The sequence below is a fragment of the Kitasatospora sp. NPDC050543 genome (genome assembly GCF_044457565.1).
In the GTDB taxonomy this organism is placed as follows: domain Bacteria; phylum Actinomycetota; class Actinomycetes; order Streptomycetales; family Streptomycetaceae; genus Kitasatospora.
This window is the reverse complement of record NZ_JBITGZ010000003.1, coordinates 1-15,906: the sequence shown is the minus strand read 5'-3', so window position 1 is coordinate 15,906 and position 15,906 is coordinate 1. Positions and strand designations below refer to the sequence as shown.

Here is a 15,906-nt window from a genome sequence, read left to right as displayed (position 1 = left end):
CCCGGTGGAGAACCGTACATTCGCGACGCCGGGCCCCGGCACGTCCACGTCCACGCTGGTGCCGGAGCCGGCGCGCGGGGCGCCGCTCGCGCCGCCGCGCACGCTCCGGGCCCGGCGGCGCCGCCCGGCGGTGCTGGCGATGGCGGTGGCGCTGATCGCGGCGGGCGGGCTGGGCGGAGCGGTGCTGTACAACAGCACCGGGCAGCGGATCGCCGTGCTGGCGCTGGCGCGTGACGTGCCGTACGGGCAGGTGCTGACGGCGGACGACCTGGTGGTCGCCCGGATCGCCAGCGACCCGGTGCTCAAGCCGCTGGCCGCCGCCGACCGGGCCAGGACCATCGGCATGCGGGCCACCACCGACCTGCGGCGCGGCGCGCTGCTGCTGGGCGCGGACGTGGCCCAGGCGCTCACCGTGCAGCCCGGCCAGCTGGTCGTCGGCATCGCCGCCAAGCGGACCCAGCTGCCCGCCACCAGACTGCAACCGGGCGCGATGGTGGTGGTGGTGTCCACCCCCGAGGCCTCCTCCGGGCAGGCCGGCGGCACCAGCCGGACGCCGGAGAGCCTGTCGGCCGTCGTCACGGCGGTGGGCAAGGTCGACACGGACGGCAGCCAGGTGGTCGACGTGGCCCTCGCGTCCGCCGACGGACCCCGGCTGGCGTCCTGGGTGCAGAGCGGGCGGTTCCAGGTGGTGCTCGCCCCCCGCGCCGGCGCCTCACCCGCACCGGGGACGGGGACGGGGACGCCCGCGCCCGGCGCCGGCACGCCCACACCCTCGGGCTCCTCCGGCGCGGGGAGTGGCGTCTGATGGCGGTGATCGCGGTGGTCGGCGGCCCGGGCGCGCCGGGTGCCACCACGACCGCTCTCGCGCTGCTGCTCGCCTGGCCGCTGCAACCCGGGCGCAAGGTCCTGCTGGTGGAGTGCGACCCGGACGGCGGCGCCGTGCTCGCGGGCGCCCTGGAGGGCCGGGTCGAGGCCGTCTACGGGCTGCGCAACCTCGCCGTCGCGGACCGCCGCGGGCTGCTCGCCCAGACCCTCTGGGAGCAGCTGATCGACCTCTCGCCGGACGGCCGGGCCGAACGGCTGCTGCTGCCCGGGCTGACCGACCCGACCCAGGCCCCCGGCCTCGCCTACACCTGGGAGCCGCTGGTGGAGACCCTGCACGCACTCGAACCGCAGGGCTACGACGTGATCCTGGACCTCGGCCGTTCGGGCGCCACCGGCCCCAGCGCGGTGCTCGCCCGCCGGGCCGACGTGGTCGCCGTGACGCTGCGCACCACCCTGCGCGGCCTGAGCTCGGCCCGGCCCCGGCTGGCCGCGCTGCGCGAGGACCTTGCGAACTCCGGCGGCGGCGCCGACGCGCTGGGCCTGCTGCTGGTCGCCGAGGGCCCGTACTCGGCCTCGGAGGTGTCCCGCGAGTTCGGACTGCCCACACTGGGGCTGCTGCCGCACGCGCCGCGCACCGCCCGCGTCCTGTCGGACGGCGGGGACACCGCCGACCGCCGGTTCATCCGCTCCGAGCTGATGCGCACCGCCCGCTCGGCGGCCGACCAGATCGAGCTGCTGACCCGCCGCCGGCGCCAGCGGCTGGCCCCCGCGGCGCAGCCGCTCACCCCGGGCGGGTCCGGTGCCCCGCCCGCGCCCCTGCCGCTGGAGCACCAGCCGCCGGCGGCGGGGTGGCGGCCGGCGCCCGAGACGCACCCGCTGTCCTACCCGCAGCAGCCCGCCGCGGCGTACGCCCAGGCGCCGCTGGCCGGGCTCGCTCCGCAGCCGGCCGCGCCGGCGCCCTTCCCGGCGCAGGGCGCCCAGCCGGGGTACCAGTACACCCAGGCGATCCAGCAGGCCCAGCAACCGCAGTACGCCCAGCAGCCCCAGCAGGCCCAGCCGGTTCGGCAGGCTCAGCAGTCCCAGCAGCCCGCGCAGGCCGGTCACCCGGGCCCGGGGCACGAGAGCCCGGGACACGAGAGCCCCGGCCCCGACGGCCCCGACGGCCCCGACGGCCCCGACGGCCCCGACCGCATCGGCCGGCCCGGTCCGCAGCAGCCGCAGGCCCTGCGCCCCGGCCCGGTCCGCCCGCAGCAGGTCGCGTACGGCGAGGTGCTCCGTGCGCGGTAGCCCCCTGCACCAGCGCCCGTCCGGCGACCCGGCGGCACTGCCGTGGACGGCCCAGCCCCCGTTCGTCCCCGGGCCGGTGCCTCCGGGCCAGGGCCCCGCCGCCGGCCCCGCCCACCCGCAGGCCGGGTACGCGGCCTCCGCCACCCCCACCGCGGTGCCCTCCGCGTTGCCCTCGCTCGACAAGCGCGGCGCCGGCACCCGCCCCGCGGTGGACCCGCAGGTCGCGCGCGAGCTCAAGCGCCAGGTCGCCGCCGAACTGCACCAGCAGCTCTCCCGGCTGGCCGCCGGCTCCGGCGTCGAGGCCGACCGTGCCACCCGCCGCCAGCGCGGCCGGGCCCTGATCGAGGAGGCCGTCGCCCGCTGGTCCGACGCGTACGCGCAGACCCACGGCATCCCGCCCACCCGCGACCAGGACCGGGCCCTCGCCGAGGCCGTCTTCGACCTGCTGTTCCGCGCCGGGCGCCTCCAGCCGTACCTGGACGACCCCGAGATCGAGAACATCCTGATCAACGGCTGCGACGACGTCTGGATCTCCCGGGTGCACCAACCGCTGCGCCAGGTACCGCCGGTGGCCGACAGCGACGCCGAGCTCGTCGAGCTCCTCCAGGACCTGGCCCGCCAGCACGGCGGCGGCGAGCGCAGCCTCTCCACCGCCAGCCCGACCCTGGCGCTGCGCCTGGAGGGCGGGATGCGCCTCCAGGCACTGACCGAGGTCACCCCCCGCCCCTATGTGGCGATCCGCCGTCACCGGGTCGCCTCCGCGACGCTCGCCGACCTGGTGGCGCTGGGTACCGTGGACACCACCCTGGCCGCCTTCCTGGGCGCCGCGATCCGGGCCCGGAAGAACGTGATGATCACCGGCACCCAGGGTGTCGGCAAGACCAGCCTGCTGCGCGCGATGGCCGCCGAGATCCCGCCGGACGAGCGGGTCGGCACCCTGGAGTCGGAGTTCGAGCTCTGGCTGCACACCCTGGGCCACTTGCGCCAGGTCGTCCCGATGGAGGCCCGCGAGGGCAACGGCGAGCGCGTCGACGGCCGGCAGGCCGGTGAACTGACGATCGGTGAGCTGATCCCGGCCGCGCTCCGGATGACCCTCTCCCGGATCATCGTCGGTGAGGTCCGCTCCGGTGAGGTCGTCCCGATGCTGCGGGTGATGACCAACGGCGAGGGCGGCTCGATGTGCACCCTGCACGCGCGCGGCCCGCACATGGTGGTCGACCGGATCGCCGAACTCTGCCTGGAGTACGGCGCCCACATGACCGACAGCCTCGCCTACCGCCTCACCGCCAACGCCGTCGACCTCATCGTGCACGTCTCGATGGTCGACGAGACCGCCGTCGGCGGACGCCGCCACCGCTTCGTCTCGCACGTCCTGGAGGTCACCGGACTCGGCGAGCACGGCCGCCCGGCGATGAACACCGTCTTCGGCCCGCGCGCCGACCAGGGTGAGCCCAGGGCCGTCCCGCACACCCCGCCCAACTGCCTGGACGACCTGCGCCGGGCCGGCTTCGACGCCGCGCTGCTGGGCTCCCGGTACGGCAGCTGGGCCGAGCCGCTCCAGCTGCGGATCGGCGGTGGTCCGAGGTGATCCTGCTGTTCGTGCTCTGCGGCCTGCTGGTCGGCGCCGGGGTGATCACCCTGGCGGTCGGTCTGCGCGGCACCGACCCGGCCGCCGAGCCGCGCCCAGCCAACCCGCTGGCGAGCCGCGCCCACACCCTCTGGTACGGCGCGCCGGGCGCCGCGCCGGCGCGGGTGGTGCGGATGCGCCGGGTCCAGCTGCCACTGGCGCTCGCCGGCGCCCCGCTGGCCTGGCTGTTCACCGGCATCCCGCTGACCGCGCTGCTGGTGCCGCTCGCCGTGTTCGGCCTGCCGTGGCTCTTCGACTCCACCCGCCCCGACACCCACCGGGTCGAACGGCTGGAGGCACTCGCCGAATGGACCCAGCGGCTGGCGGACGTCCTGCTGCTCGGCGTCGGCCTCAACCAGGCCATCATCACCAGCCGCCGTACCGCCCCCGCCGCCCTGGAGCCGGAGATCGCCGAACTCGCCGCCCGCCTGCAGTCCCGCTGGCGCCCCGAGGACGCGCTGCGCGCCTTCGCCGACAGCCTCGCCGACGCCACCGCCGACAAGGTGCTCGCCGCCCTGCTGCTGCGCTCCGGGGACAGCGGCCCCGGCCTGGCCAAGGCGCTCGCCGACATGGCCGACTCCGTGCGCGACGAGGTCCGCCAGCGCCGCGCCATCGAGGCGGACCGGGCCAAGCACCGCACCACCATCCGCTGGCTCGTCGGCATCATCCTGCTGGTGATCGCCATCGGCTCGTTCAACGAGCGCTACACCGCGCCCTACGGCACGCTGGCCGGGCAGCTCGTGCTGGGCGTGCTCGCCGCCGCCTTCGTCGCGGTGATCGCCTGGATGCGCGCCCTGGCCTCCCACCCGCCGCTGCCGCGCCTGATCGAACCCGACCGGCGCAGCAAGGCCGGCACCCTGCCGGCCCTGCGCGAGGCCGAGGCCGCCGAGACCGAGGACCCGCTGCTCAGGGAGGCCCGGTGATCTCCCCCTGGGCCGTCCTGGCCGGCGCCGCCGCGGCCGGCGGAGTCGCCGTACTGGTTTCCGAACTGCGGCCCGCCGCACCGGACCTGAGCCAGGCGCTGGAGCGGCTGCACCGCGCGCCGGGCGGTCGCGGCACCGACGGAGCGGAGGAGGAGCCCCGCTGGTACGACCGGGTCGGGGCGCACTCCACCACCCTGCCCGGCGTGCGCATCCCGCACCGGCAGCTGGCGCTGATCGGCCGCACCCCGGCCCGGTTCATGGCGCACAAGCTGCTGTTCGCCCTGCTCGGCCTGGTCCTGCCGGCCTACGTGGTCGCGGTGGCCGCCTTCGTGGACACCGAACTGCCGGTCGCCGTCCCCTTCGTGGTCGGCCCGCTGCTCGGCGCCGTGCTCTGGTTCGTCCCCGACGGTGTGGTGCACGGCGAGGCCAAGGAGGCCAGGACCGAGTACCTGCACGGCATCGCCGCCTACCTGGAACTCGTCGCGCTGGAGCGGGCCGCGGACTGCGGCCCCGCCGAGGCGCTGCGCCGCGCCGCGGCCGTCGGCCGGGGCACCGTCTTCCGCCGCATCCGCGACGCCCTGGAGCGTGCGGCCACCGACCGGCTGCCGCCCTGGGAGGGCCTGGACGCGCTCGCCGTCGAGCTCGGCCTCACCCCGCTCCAGGACGTCGCCGACATCATGCGGATCTCCGGCACCGACGGCGCCGCCGTCTACGACACCCTCCGCGCCCGGGCCAAGGGCCTGCGCGGGGAGTTGCTCGCCGAGGACCTGGCCCGGGCCAACGCCGACAGCGAGCGGATGGTCGCCCCCGGCTCGGTCCTGACCCTGCTGATGACCGTGCTGATCGTCTTCCCCGCGCTCTACCAGATGCTCAACTGACCGCCCGCCCCCGGGCGGTCACCGCCCCAGCTCCTCCCACACCACACCTGGAGTCCCCCGATGACACACCGACTGAAGCAGCTGGCCGGTGCCCTGCTCCTCCCGGCGCTGCTCCCGATCCAGCTCCTCACCATGCTCTTCCACCTGCGGGCCGGCCGGCTGCGGGCCGCCCGGGCCCGGGGCGACCGCGGCGCCATCAGCATCGAGCTGGCGCTCGCGATCGTCGCCCTGGTCGTCATCTCGATCGGAGTGGTGGCCGCCCTGACCTCGCTGGCCGGCCGGGTCGAGACCAAGGTCAACAACCAGGTGCCCGCGGGCCAGTGATCCGACCACCACGCCGCGCCCGGGACGGGGGGACGATGAGCCTGAGCCTGGCCATCGTCTTCCCCGCCGTGCTGACCCTCGTCCTGCTCGTCGTCCAGGGCTCAATGTGGTGGTACGCCCGCCAGGTCGCGCTCACCGCCGCCCGCGAGGGCGTGGACGCCGGGCGTCACCAGGGCCGGATCGCCGACGCCGAGAAGGACGCGGCGGCCAGGCGCCAGGCCGCGGACTTCCTCGGCCGCCAGGGCGGCGTGGTCGACGGCTACCGGGTGAGCACCGACGGCAGCACCGCCGAACTGATCAGGGTGAGTGTGACGGTCAAGCCGCTCTTCCTGATCCCCGGCGTCGCCGGCGTCGAGCTGACCCAGCACGCCTCCGCGCCGCGCGAACGCTTCGTCCCGCAGGTCGGTGGCCCGTGAGGCGCGCACGGCGGCGCCGCGACGCGGGCGGCGTACCGATCGACGCGGTGATCGTCGCCCCCGGCGTGGTCCTGCTCATCCTGCTCGCCGTCGTCGGCGGCCGGATCCAGACCGCGGCCGGCACCGTCGACGCCGCGGCCAGGGCCGCCGCCCGTACGGCCTCGCTCGCCCGCAGCGTGGACGGTATGGAGAGCGCCGCGCGAGAATCGGCGCAGGGTCTGCTGGCGCAGGAGGGGGTGCACTGCCGGCGCGTGGACATCGCCGTGCAGCACGGCGAGTTGACGGCCCCGGCCGGGCAGCTCGACACCGTCCGGGTCACCGTGAGCTGCGAGATTCCGCTGGCGGATCTCTCCCTGGTGCCCGGCCTGCCCGGAGCCAAGACCCTGGTCGGCGAGTTCACCTCGGTGGTCGACCGCTTCCGGGGCCGGTGAGCCGGGGTTGGGGGCGGCGCGCGCGGGGGAGACGCAATCGGGGGACACGCATGTGGGGGAGGGAAGCTGAGATGCTGCGCCGATTCGGCCGGCCGGGGGACCCGGAACGAAGTGCCCGACGGGCCCGGGGTGCGGGGCGGCGCCGGGGCGTCCAGGGGGACCGGGGCGCTCGACGGGACCGGGGTGCGACCTCGATCTTCGTCGGGATCTGCGCCGGAGCACTGGTCGTCGTCATCGGCATCGTCGTCGACGCGGGCGGCAGGCTGCGGGCGATCGAGAACACCGACGCCCGCGCCATGGAGGCCGCCCGGGTGGCCGGCCAGCAGCTCGACGAGGCCGCGGTGCTCCAGGGCCAGGGCTACCGGGTCAAGCTGGACGACGCCCAGAAGGCCGCCGACGCCTACCTCGCACTGTACGGCCTCTCCGGTCACGTCGCGCTCGGCGACGGCGGTACCGAGGTCACCGTCACGGTGAACACCACCTACGAACCAGTCCTGTTGAGCGTGGTCACGTCCGGGATGGCAGTCACGGGCAAGGGCACAGCCACGCTCGTCCACGGAGTCAAAGAAGCGGAGAACGGCTGATGGCCGCGCCACGTGCCAAGGACCAAGCCCGTACGGACCGTCCGGCCCCGCCCGGACGCCGCCCGGCACCCGTACCGCACCGTCGCCACCGCAGGAGCGGCGGCGGCCGGGCGGGCGGGCTGCTCGCCGCGCTCGCCGCGCTGGTCGCCCTGATCGTCCTGCTGGCCGGCGTACCCGCCCTGCTGCTGTACGGCACGGGGGCGGTCGCCGGGATGGGCGAGCTCGCACCCGACGGCGTCTGGCAGCTGCTGACCAGCCCGGACGACGGGCGGCTCTTCCTCTGGGCGCTGGTGGTGATCGGCTGGATCGGCTGGCTCTGCTTCGCGCTCTCGGTGCTGCTGGAGATCCCGGCGCAGCTGCGCGGGCGGATCGCCCGCCGGATCCCGGCCTTCGGCTGGAGCCAGCGGATCGCCGCCGGCCTGGTCGGCTCGGTGATCGCGCTGCTCCCGGTGGCGGGCTCCGCCTTCGCTGCCGCACCCGCCCAGACGCTCGCCGCGCCCGCGCAGTTGCCCACCGCCGTACAGCGCACGGCGCTGCCCGCGGCGCAGGCGGCGCCCGCCGTGGCACCGGCCGCCGAGCAGCAGCCCCGGTACACCGTGCGCGACAGCCGGCCCGCGGACAGCCTCTGGTCGATCGCCGAACGCCAACTCGGCTCGGGCGAACGGTGGGTGGAGATCGCCAAGCTCAACGACGGCCGGGTGATGGACGATTCGGGCCTGCGCTTCGATGCGGAGCGGGCGATCCAGCCGGGCTGGGAACTGCTGATGCCGGGCGATGCCAAGCGCGACGACGCCCCGGCGCCGCCGACGGCTCCGGCCACCCCGCAGCCGGGCGGCGCAGCGACGGCGCCGGGCGGTGCCGGGCGGCACGCGAGCGTCACCGTGGCCGAGGGGGACACCCTCTCGGCGATCGCCGAGCGTGAGCTGGGCAGCGCGGAGGGCTGGCCGCAGCTCTTCGAGGCCAACAAGGGTGTCCAGGCGCCGGACGGGGAGCGGCTGACCGACCCGGACGTGGTGCTGCCGGGGATGGTCCTCGCCGTCCCGGGCGCGGCCGAGCCCGCTCCCGTTCCGGCTCCCGCTCAGGCGACGCCCACACCCGCTCCGCCCACACCCGCTCCGCCCACGCCCGCTCCGGCGACACCCGCTCCGGCGACGCCCGCGCCCCCGCAGACTCAGGCACCCGCGCCCCCGCAGGCCAAGACGCCGGCACCCGCGCACGCCTCACCGAGCACGCCGGGCGCGTCCGCCGCCGGAACACCCCGGATGGAGAAGACGGACGCCCCCAGCGACGACTACACCGTCGCCCTCGCGGCCTCCACCGTCAGCGTGCTGCTGGCCGCGATGATGATCGGCACCGTCGCACACCGCCGTGGCGCCCAGCAGCGTGCCCGCCGCCCCCGGCACCGGATCGCCATGCCCGCCGAACCCGCCGCAGCCTTCGAGGCCGAGCTGAAGGCGCGCCAGGACAGCGCCGGACTCGACCTCCTGGACCGCGCCCTGCGCACCATGGCCCGCAACACCACCCGCCTCGGCAAGCGGCTGCCCACGCTGGTCGCGGCCCGGGTCACCCCCGGCCGTACCGTCGAGCTGCACCTGTCCGCGCCGACCGCCCCGGTCGCGCCGTTCCGCGCCGCGCACGCGCCCAACGTCTGGTGGTGTCCCGCCGACGCCGGCGACCTGCTCTCACCGCACCAGGCCGCCAAGACCGCCGCGCCCTACCCGGCGCTGGTCACCCTCGGGGCCTCACCGGACGGCTCGGTGGTGCTCACCGACCTGGAGACGGTCCGGCTGCTGCATCTGTCCGGCCACCCCGACGACGCCCGGGACGTGCTGCGCACCCTCGCCCTGGAACTCGCCCACAGCCCGCTCGCCGACCGCCTCCACCTGCACCTGGTGGACCTCGCGGAGGAGCTGCCGATCACCGGTCCGGCGGCCGAGCGGGTGCACCGCCACCCGACCCTGGAGGCGGCGCTGGCGGCCCTCGGCCCGCGCACCGCCAAGGCGCGCGCGACCCTGGTCGCCGCCAACGCGGCCAGCCCCCGGGACGCGCGCAGCCGGGGCCAGGCGGACGAGTCATGGGTCCCGGAGATCGTGCTCTGCGCCCAGCAGCCCGGCGGCGACGTGCCGGCGGAGCTCGGCCGGCTGCTCGACGCCCGCCCGCGTACCTGCCTCGCCGTCATCACCCGGGCACCCGAGCGCGGCACCGGCCCGGTGGCCCGCTGGACGCTGCCGAGCAGCGGCCAGGCCACCCTGCCCGGCCTGCACCTCAGCGTGGAGCTCCAGCGGCTGACCGGCCGGCAGTACGACCAGGTCGCCGAGTTGCTGCACACCTCCGTCGACGAGACCCAGCACCCGGCGCCGGCCTGGACCATCGACGGCCCCGGCGTCGACCTGGACCCGACCGAACTGCCCGCGCCGATGCCGGTGCTGGCCGCCGTCGGTGCCGGCGCGGGTGCCGGTGCCGCTGCCGGGCCGCGGCTGCTCACCCGGGTGATCGGCACCGGGGCCAGCCCCTTCGCGAGCACCGACCCGTCCGCGCCCGCCGCGAGCCCGGCGGCCCAGCCCCCGGGCGGCCGCTACATCGTCAACGGCCTCGGCCGGCAGGCGAGCGGGGGCACCCTCAGGCCGCTGCTGCCCAGCGCCGCCGCGCCGGACGTGATCGAGCCGGCCGAGGCAGCGGCGCCAGCCGAGGCGGAGCCCGACCTCGCCGAGGCGGACGCCGGCGCGGGGGAGGACACCCGGACGCTCCCGCTGGCCCTGCCCCAGTCCGACCCGGCCGACCCGGCCGAGGCCGGCAAGCCCGTTCAGCCCGTTCAGCTCGTCGAGCCGGTCCGGCCCGTCGGTCCGGTCGAGCCCGACCTCGTACCCGTGTCCGAGCCCGTGTCCGACCCCGACCCCGAGTCCGCCCCCGAGCCCGGGCGCGGGTCCGGCCCCGATCCCGAGCCGGTGCCGACCCACGACCCGGCCCCCGCCCCCGCGGCCTCCGAGCCGCACACCCCGCCCCGCCCGGCCCCCGGCGACCACCCGCTCCCGGCCCCCGCCGCCACCGCGGCCGTCTCCGGCGTCGGCGCCGGCCGCACGGACAGCGACGACCTGCTCGCGATCCTGCGCTCACCGGAGGCCCACGCCACCCGTACCGCGCCCCGGATCCGGCTGCTCGGGCCCGTCGACGTGGTCGGTGCCGCCGGCCCCGCCGATCCCGGCGCGCTGGCCCGTCTCACCGAGCTGGCCGCCTACCTCGCGCTGCGCCCGGGCGCCGAGCACCACACGCTGGACCACGACCTGCACCCCGGCGCCGCCCATCTGGACCCGCACCCCACCGCCGACGGCCCGCAGACCCCGCTGCCCGCCAAGCTCGACGACCTGGCCGGCTGGTTCGGCAGCTCACCCGAGGGCCGCGCCTTCCTGCGGACCGACAACACCGAGGGCTACGCGTTCGCGCCCACCGTCACCTGCGACTGGGACGAGTTCCGCAGCCTCTACCGCCGCGGTATGCGCAGCACCAGCACCACCGCCGACGCGGCACTCGCCCACGCGCTCGCGCTGGTGCGCGGCGCCCCGTTCGCCGAGGCCCCGCCCGCCGCCTACGCCTGGGCGGAGCCGGAGCGGCAGGACATGATCGCGGCCATCGTGGACACCGCCCACGAGCTCGCCGCCCGCCGCCTCCAGTACGGCGACCACCGCAGCGCCGAGGCCGCCGTCTTCCGCGGTCTCGCCGTCGCCCCGGACGTCGAGCTGCTCCACCGCGACCTGTTCTACGCCTACGCCTCGGCCGGCGCCCGCGACCAGCTGGTCAGGGCCGTCAACCGGCTGGACGCGCTCAGCCGCCGGACCGGCCGCGATCTCGACGCCGACACGGTCGCACTGCTGCGCGACCTGTTGTCCGGCTCCTGAGGTGCGTGCTCGCACCGGTCGGCGGGGTCCGGCCCGCCGACCGGTGCGGTGCGTCGCCGGCCGGTCGGGCGGGGCTGAGCCGGGCGGGGCTCAGTCGGTCACGCGCAGGACGAGCTTGCCGCGGGTCCGCCCGGCCTCGCCGCGGACGTGGGCCCGGGCGGCCTGCTCCAGCGGGAAGACCTCCTCGACCTCCACGCTCACCTCGCCCGCGTCGATGAGCGCGGCGATCGTGGCCAGCGCCGGTCCGTCCGGCTCGACCAGGAAGGCGCTGGCGCGCAGCCCCCGGGCCTCGGCGGCCGCCAGCAGCTCGGGCGAGACACCGGAGGGCACGGCGACGAGCAGGCCGCCGGGGCGCAGCACCTCCAGTGAGCGGGTGCTGGTGCCGTGGTGCTCGTCGCCCACGAGATCGATGACGACGTCGACGTCCCGGACGGCCTCCTCGAAGCGGACGGCGGTGTAGTCGATCAGCTCGTCGGCGCCGAGGGCGGTCAGCCAGTCGTGGCGGCCGCTGCTGGCGGTGCCGATCACGTACGCGCCCAGGTGCCTGGCGAACTGGACGGCGAAGTGGCCGACGCCCCCGGCGGCCGCGTGGATCAGCACCCGCTGGCCGGGGCGGACGCCGGCGGTGTCCACCAGGGCCTGCCAGGCGGTGAGAGCGGCCAGCGGGACGGCGGCGGCCTGCTCGTGGCCGATCTTCGCGGGCTTGCGGGCGAACTGCCGGGCCGGCGCCGTCACGTACTCGGCGTAGCCGCCGGCGGCTCGGGGGAACCAGGGCATCCCGTACACCTCGTCGCCGGGCGCCAGCGTGGTGACGCCGAAGCCGACCGCCTCGACCACGCCGGAGACGTCCCAGCCCAGCACGAACGGCGGCTCGCCGAGCACCCCGGCCATGCCCCCGCCCTTGCGGGTCTTCCAGTCGACGGGGTTGATCCCGGCGGCGTTCACCCGTACCAGGACCTCGGTCGGCAGCGGCTCGGGCCGGGGCACGTCCTCCACCCGGAGGACCTCCGGGCCGCCGAAGCCGTGCTGGACCACCGCGCGCATCGAGTTTGCGGACATGTGTCACTCTCCTGGAGCTGGAATGTCTGGAATATACCGAACAGGCCCGTTGTGTGGGCCTTCCTTCACTTGGTGGCGACGATATCCCCGGGGTGGTAGTTACCATCAAGGGAACCTACTTCCCGATGGGAAGTGACCAGCTGGGAAGCGCCTGGCTGGGAGGCGTCCAGCCGGAGAGCGCGCCCCGCCGGGGTGAATACCGAGGAGAGCCCGATGAGCACCACCTGTACGACCGGCCAGCACGACGACCACGACGTGTACGCGCCCCTGTGCCCCTGTCGGGCCATGCTGGACCTGCTCGCGAACAAGTGGTCCGCTCTGGCGATCGGAGCGCTGGAGGCCGGCCCGCAGCGCTTCGGGGCGTTGCAGCGGGTGCTTCAGGGCATCAGCCCCAAGGTGCTCACCCAGACCCTGCGGCGACTGGAGGACGCCGGCCTGGTCGACCGGACCATCTACCCGGCCGTACCCCTGCACGTCGAGTACTCGCTGACCGACCTCGGCCGGGGCGCCGCCGTGCCACTGGGCCTGCTGCGCGCGTGGGTCGAGGAGAACCTCGACAACACGGCACCCGCCCGCACCCCGTGACGGCGCGGTACCCGGTGCCGCCGCCGGGCGGGTGGACCGCCAACGGATGCCGCCGCGCGGCGGCAACCCACCGTCAGGCCGGGCGCCCGGTCGGGTGGATCGCCCACCCGGCCTGGATCAGCCGACCGGAGACCCCGTAGGGTGGCGCAATCGGGAGTGGTGGACGTCACCACGGTGGACGGGCTGACGCCGCGGGAGCGGCGGGGCGGGGCGGTGACCAGAGGTGGCGGAGGCAACAGCTATCCCCGGGGCCCCCGACCCCTGGGCCGACGGTCCGTCGGCCGTCGAGGAGACCGCCCGGCTGCCGCTGATCGCGGCCGAGGACATCCCGGTGACGGAGCGGACGGCGCCGGTGCCGGTGGTCGCCGACCAGGCGTCCGAGCGGGCAGCCGAGCAGCCAACCGAGCGGGCAGCCGAGCAGCCGGCCGCCCGTAACCCCTTCGACGCGCCGTTCGACGCGCCGAACCCGTTCGACTCGCCCTTCGCCGCCCGCAACCCCTTCGACGCGCCCGGGCCGTTCGACGGCCCGGCGCCGGCGGACCCCGGCTCTCCCATGGCCCGGACGGTGCGGATCGACCGCTCCGCGCCGCTCTCGCGGACGGTGCCGATGGAGCGCCCGCCGCTGGGCGTGCCCATCTCCGAGATGGCGCGGACGGTGCCGATGGACCGCCCGCCGCTGGGGGTGCCCGCGTCCGAGACGGCGCGGACGGTGCCGATGGACCGCCCACCGCTCGGCGCGCCCGCGCCCGGGCCGGTGCCCGGGCCGGTGTCCGTGCCCGCCCCGCCTGTGGACGTGCCGCCGCCGCCCTCGGCCCCGCCGGCGCCGATGCCGTCCACGGGCTGGACCGTCACCATGCCGGTCGTGACCCCCGGGCCCCCGCCGCAGTCCGCGCCGGAACCGCCGGTGCAGGTCCCCGGCCCGGTGTCGGCCCCTGCCCCGGCTCCGGTGCCCGCCCAGGCCCCGGTGCAGGTGCCGGCCCTCGGCCCGCGAGCCGAGCTGCCGGCGGCCTCGGGCCTCGGCGCCGCGCCCCGCGGGCGGATCCTCGTCATCGAGGGCGGCTACGGTACGTCAGGCCGCCGCCACTGGGGCCGCGGAGGCGGCGGCCAGGCGCCGGTGCTGTCCGCCATGCTCGCCGCCGTCTCGCCGCAGCTGCTGCTCGCCGCGGACGCCGTCGACGCCGTCCACCTGCCGGGCGCCAGCGACGCGCAGACCGTGCTGGCCCACCTGCGAGCCGCCTCCCGCCACCCGGGCCCGCTCCTCGTCCACCTCGGCGGACACCTGCTGGCCGACAAGCGCAGCGGCCAGCTCCACCTGACCCTGCGTGACACCAAGCAGAGCACCCTGCGCCAGGAGGGCCTGCCCTGGCAGGCCATCGCCGTCGAACTGGGCAACCGCCCGGCGGAGTGGCCCACGCTGGTGATCGCCGACCTGAGCGCCGATCAGCACGCCTGGCCGCTGGTCCAGGGCACCGTCTCGCCGCTCACCGACGGCATCCCGCTCTGGGCGGTCGTCAGCCCCGACCCGGAGCAGATCGGCACCTTCACCCGCGCGTTGATCGAGGCGCTGCACGGCGGACGGCCCGGCGCCGACGCCGTCCTGGCGCCCGAGCAGCTGCGCGAGCAGGTGTACTCGGTGCTGCGCCCGGACGTGGTGATCCTCGCCTCGCACGCCGCCGACCGGCAGCTGTTCCGGAACACCGCCCGCCGTACCGACGGCCCGGCGCTCGACTCCGTACCGTACGAGGGCCCTCGCCCCGCGGCCGTCATGCCCCGTCCGGCAGCCCGCCGCGAGGCGCCGGTGGCCAAGCCGCCGCGCGTCCGGCTGGACAAGCCGGCTGTCGCTCCACCGACGCCGGACAGCGCCTCGTCGGCGGGGCCGGCGCCGGTGCCCGCGGACGTGGTGGCTCCGCCACGGGTGGACTTCGAGAAGGCGGCTGCACCGCAGGACGCCCGGCCGCGGGTCCGGCTCGACAAGCCGGGCGTGCCGCCCACGGCCGCCGACCCGGTGCGGACGCCGGTCACCCTGCACAAGGACGACGCGTGGCAGCCTCCGCAGGACGAGCCCGCTGCGGCCGGCGGCCGGCCGGTCAGGCTCGCCAAGCCCGCCGCGGACGTGCTGCCGCCGCAGGACGAGCCAGTCGTGACCGTTGACCGTGATCCCGTCGCGCCCGCTCACGGCGGTCGGCCGGTCAGGCTCGCCAAGCCCGCCGCGGACGTGCTGCCGCCAGCTGCTCCCGCCGTGTCGCCGGCCGGGGACGTCGAGGCCGCCGAGCCGGCCACCGACGCCGCCGACACGACCGACACCACCGAACCCGCCGCCGTCCCCGAGCCGGCGGCACCGGAACCCGCGTCTGCCGAGCCGGCCGAACCGGCCGAGCCAGCCGAACCGGCTGCGGCCGCCGCTTCGGTACCGGAGAGCCCAACCGCCGAGCCCGAGGCTCAGCCGGAGCAGCAGGCCCCTGCCTCCCCCGCGCCCCTCGCCGACTACCGCGAGGCGATCGGCCGTATCGTCCGCAGCGCCGACGCGGGGCAGCACGAGACCGCCGCCGAACTCGCGCTCGCCCTGGAGCGGGACGCCGTCGAGGCACACGGGCCGGTGGCGGCACCCGTCCTACAGGTCCGCCAGGTGCGGGCACACGTGTGCCGACTGGCGGGCCGACCGGGCGAGGCCGCCGACCTCTACCGCGAGGTGGCACTGACGCTGCTGCGCTCCCAGGGCGCGGACGACCCGGAGACCCAGCAGGCCGCCACCAACGCCGAGGCCTGCTGGCGGGCTGTCCCCGACCGGGCCGAGGCCCTCAGGCTCGCCCCCGAGATCATCGAGCTGCGCGCCTACCTGCCCGGCCCCGAGGGCCGCAAGCTCCGCGCGGCCGAGCGCTACCTCGCCCAGCTGGCCGCCGCCGACCAAGCCTGACACCCGGCTCGCCAGGCTGCGGAGCGGGGAGTGGGGGGGGGGGCGCGCCCCCACCCCCCCCCCCCCGGCCCCCCCGGGGGGCCCCCCCCCCGCGGGGGGGGGGGGGAAGCGGGGGGCGGCGCTGGGGGCGCGGCCCGGTGGCAGGGGCGAGCCCGACCCG

At 76.8% G+C, this 15,906-nt stretch carries 13 protein-coding genes; 12 read left to right on the top strand and 1 reads right to left on the bottom strand.

From position 1 onward, the window contains the following. The first annotated feature begins 4 nt into the window (after nucleotides 1–4). From ACIBH3_RS04460 to ACIBH3_RS04415, 10 genes are all read left to right on the top strand, one after another. On the top strand, nucleotides 5–805 hold the full coding sequence (locus ACIBH3_RS04460; RefSeq protein ID WP_396310368.1) for an SAF domain-containing protein: 801 nt from the start codon (nucleotides 5–7) through the stop codon (nucleotides 803–805). Next, the gene (locus tag ACIBH3_RS04455; RefSeq protein ID WP_396310367.1) at nucleotides 805–2,112 is read left to right on the top strand and encodes a hypothetical protein; all 1,308 of its coding nucleotides are present in this window, start codon (nucleotides 805–807) and stop codon (nucleotides 2,110–2,112) included. Before ACIBH3_RS04460 ends, ACIBH3_RS04455 begins: the two co-directional genes overlap by 1 nt. Beyond that, complete coding sequence (locus ACIBH3_RS04450) at nucleotides 2,102–3,700, top strand: CpaF family protein (protein WP_396310366.1); 1,599 nt, start codon at nucleotides 2,102–2,104, stop codon at nucleotides 3,698–3,700. Before ACIBH3_RS04455 ends, ACIBH3_RS04450 begins: the two co-directional genes overlap by 11 nt. After that, nucleotides 3,697–4,662 (top strand): type II secretion system F family protein, encoded by a 966-nt coding sequence (locus ACIBH3_RS04445; RefSeq protein WP_396310365.1) that lies wholly within the window; start codon nucleotides 3,697–3,699, stop codon nucleotides 4,660–4,662. Before ACIBH3_RS04450 ends, ACIBH3_RS04445 begins: the two co-directional genes overlap by 4 nt. Then, a complete protein-coding gene (locus ACIBH3_RS04440) occupies nucleotides 4,659–5,540 on the top strand; it encodes a hypothetical protein (protein WP_396310364.1) in 882 nt (293 codons plus the stop codon). The genes ACIBH3_RS04445 and ACIBH3_RS04440 overlap by 4 nt, the downstream gene beginning before the upstream one ends. A gap of 60 nt (nucleotides 5,541–5,600) precedes the next feature. Beyond that, on the top strand, nucleotides 5,601–5,864 hold the full coding sequence (locus tag ACIBH3_RS04435) for a hypothetical protein (RefSeq protein ID WP_396310363.1): 264 nt from the start codon (nucleotides 5,601–5,603) through the stop codon (nucleotides 5,862–5,864). A 35-nt stretch (nucleotides 5,865–5,899) separates the two neighbouring features. Continuing rightward, nucleotides 5,900–6,280, top strand: a complete 381-nt coding sequence (locus tag ACIBH3_RS04430; RefSeq protein ID WP_396310362.1) for a TadE/TadG family type IV pilus assembly protein — start codon at nucleotides 5,900–5,902, stop codon at nucleotides 6,278–6,280. After that, entirely contained in the window at nucleotides 6,277–6,711 is a 435-nt protein-coding gene (locus ACIBH3_RS04425; protein WP_396310361.1) for a pilus assembly protein, read from the top strand. The genes ACIBH3_RS04430 and ACIBH3_RS04425 overlap by 4 nt, the downstream gene beginning before the upstream one ends. Nucleotides 6,712–6,782: 71 nt before the next feature. Beyond that, nucleotides 6,783–7,295: a hypothetical protein gene (locus ACIBH3_RS04420; protein WP_396310360.1), complete on the top strand. Its 513-nt coding sequence runs from the start codon at nucleotides 6,783–6,785 to the stop codon at nucleotides 7,293–7,295. Next, the gene (locus ACIBH3_RS04415; protein ID WP_396310359.1) at nucleotides 7,295–11,188 is read left to right on the top strand and encodes a LysM peptidoglycan-binding domain-containing protein; all 3,894 of its coding nucleotides are present in this window, start codon (nucleotides 7,295–7,297) and stop codon (nucleotides 11,186–11,188) included. The genes ACIBH3_RS04420 and ACIBH3_RS04415 overlap by 1 nt, the downstream gene beginning before the upstream one ends. 90 nt (nucleotides 11,189–11,278) lie before the next feature. On the opposite strand, the gene ACIBH3_RS04410 is transcribed toward ACIBH3_RS04415, so the two are convergent. Next, nucleotides 11,279–12,247, bottom strand: a complete 969-nt coding sequence (locus ACIBH3_RS04410; RefSeq protein WP_396310358.1) for an NADP-dependent oxidoreductase — start codon at nucleotides 12,245–12,247, stop codon at nucleotides 11,279–11,281. A gap of 213 nt (nucleotides 12,248–12,460) precedes the next feature. Here ACIBH3_RS04410 and ACIBH3_RS04405 point away from each other — a divergent pair, with 213 nt between their 5' ends. Beyond that, nucleotides 12,461–12,832 (top strand): winged helix-turn-helix transcriptional regulator, encoded by a 372-nt coding sequence (locus ACIBH3_RS04405; RefSeq protein WP_396310357.1) that lies wholly within the window; start codon nucleotides 12,461–12,463, stop codon nucleotides 12,830–12,832. Between the two features lie 223 nt (nucleotides 12,833–13,055). Beyond that, nucleotides 13,056–15,746 carry a hypothetical protein gene (locus ACIBH3_RS04400; RefSeq protein WP_396310356.1) on the top strand — a complete coding sequence of 897 codons (2,691 nt, stop codon included), beginning with the start codon at nucleotides 13,056–13,058 and terminating at the stop codon, nucleotides 15,744–15,746. Nucleotides 15,747–15,906 lie beyond the last annotated feature (160 nt).

What these genes read in the sequence shown, in the direction of transcription:
- ACIBH3_RS04455 (WP_396310367.1), top strand. Translation starts at nt 805, where the DNA reads ATGGCGGTGATCGCGGTGGTCGGCGGCCCGGGCGCGCCGGGTGCCACC.
- ACIBH3_RS04435 (WP_396310363.1), top strand. Translation starts at nt 5,601, where the DNA reads ATGACACACCGACTGAAGCAGCTGGCCGGTGCCCTGCTCCTCCCGGCG.
- ACIBH3_RS04430 (WP_396310362.1), top strand. Translation starts at nt 5,900, where the DNA reads ATGAGCCTGAGCCTGGCCATCGTCTTCCCCGCCGTGCTGACCCTCGTC.
- ACIBH3_RS04420 (WP_396310360.1), top strand. Translation starts at nt 6,783, where the DNA reads ATGCTGCGCCGATTCGGCCGGCCGGGGGACCCGGAACGAAGTGCCCGA.
- ACIBH3_RS04415 (WP_396310359.1), top strand. Translation starts at nt 7,295, where the DNA reads ATGGCCGCGCCACGTGCCAAGGACCAAGCCCGTACGGACCGTCCGGCC.
- ACIBH3_RS04410 (WP_396310358.1), bottom strand. Translation starts at nt 12,247, where the DNA reads ATGTCCGCAAACTCGATGCGCGCGGTGGTCCAGCACGGCTTCGGCGGC.
- ACIBH3_RS04405 (WP_396310357.1), top strand. Translation starts at nt 12,461, where the DNA reads ATGAGCACCACCTGTACGACCGGCCAGCACGACGACCACGACGTGTAC.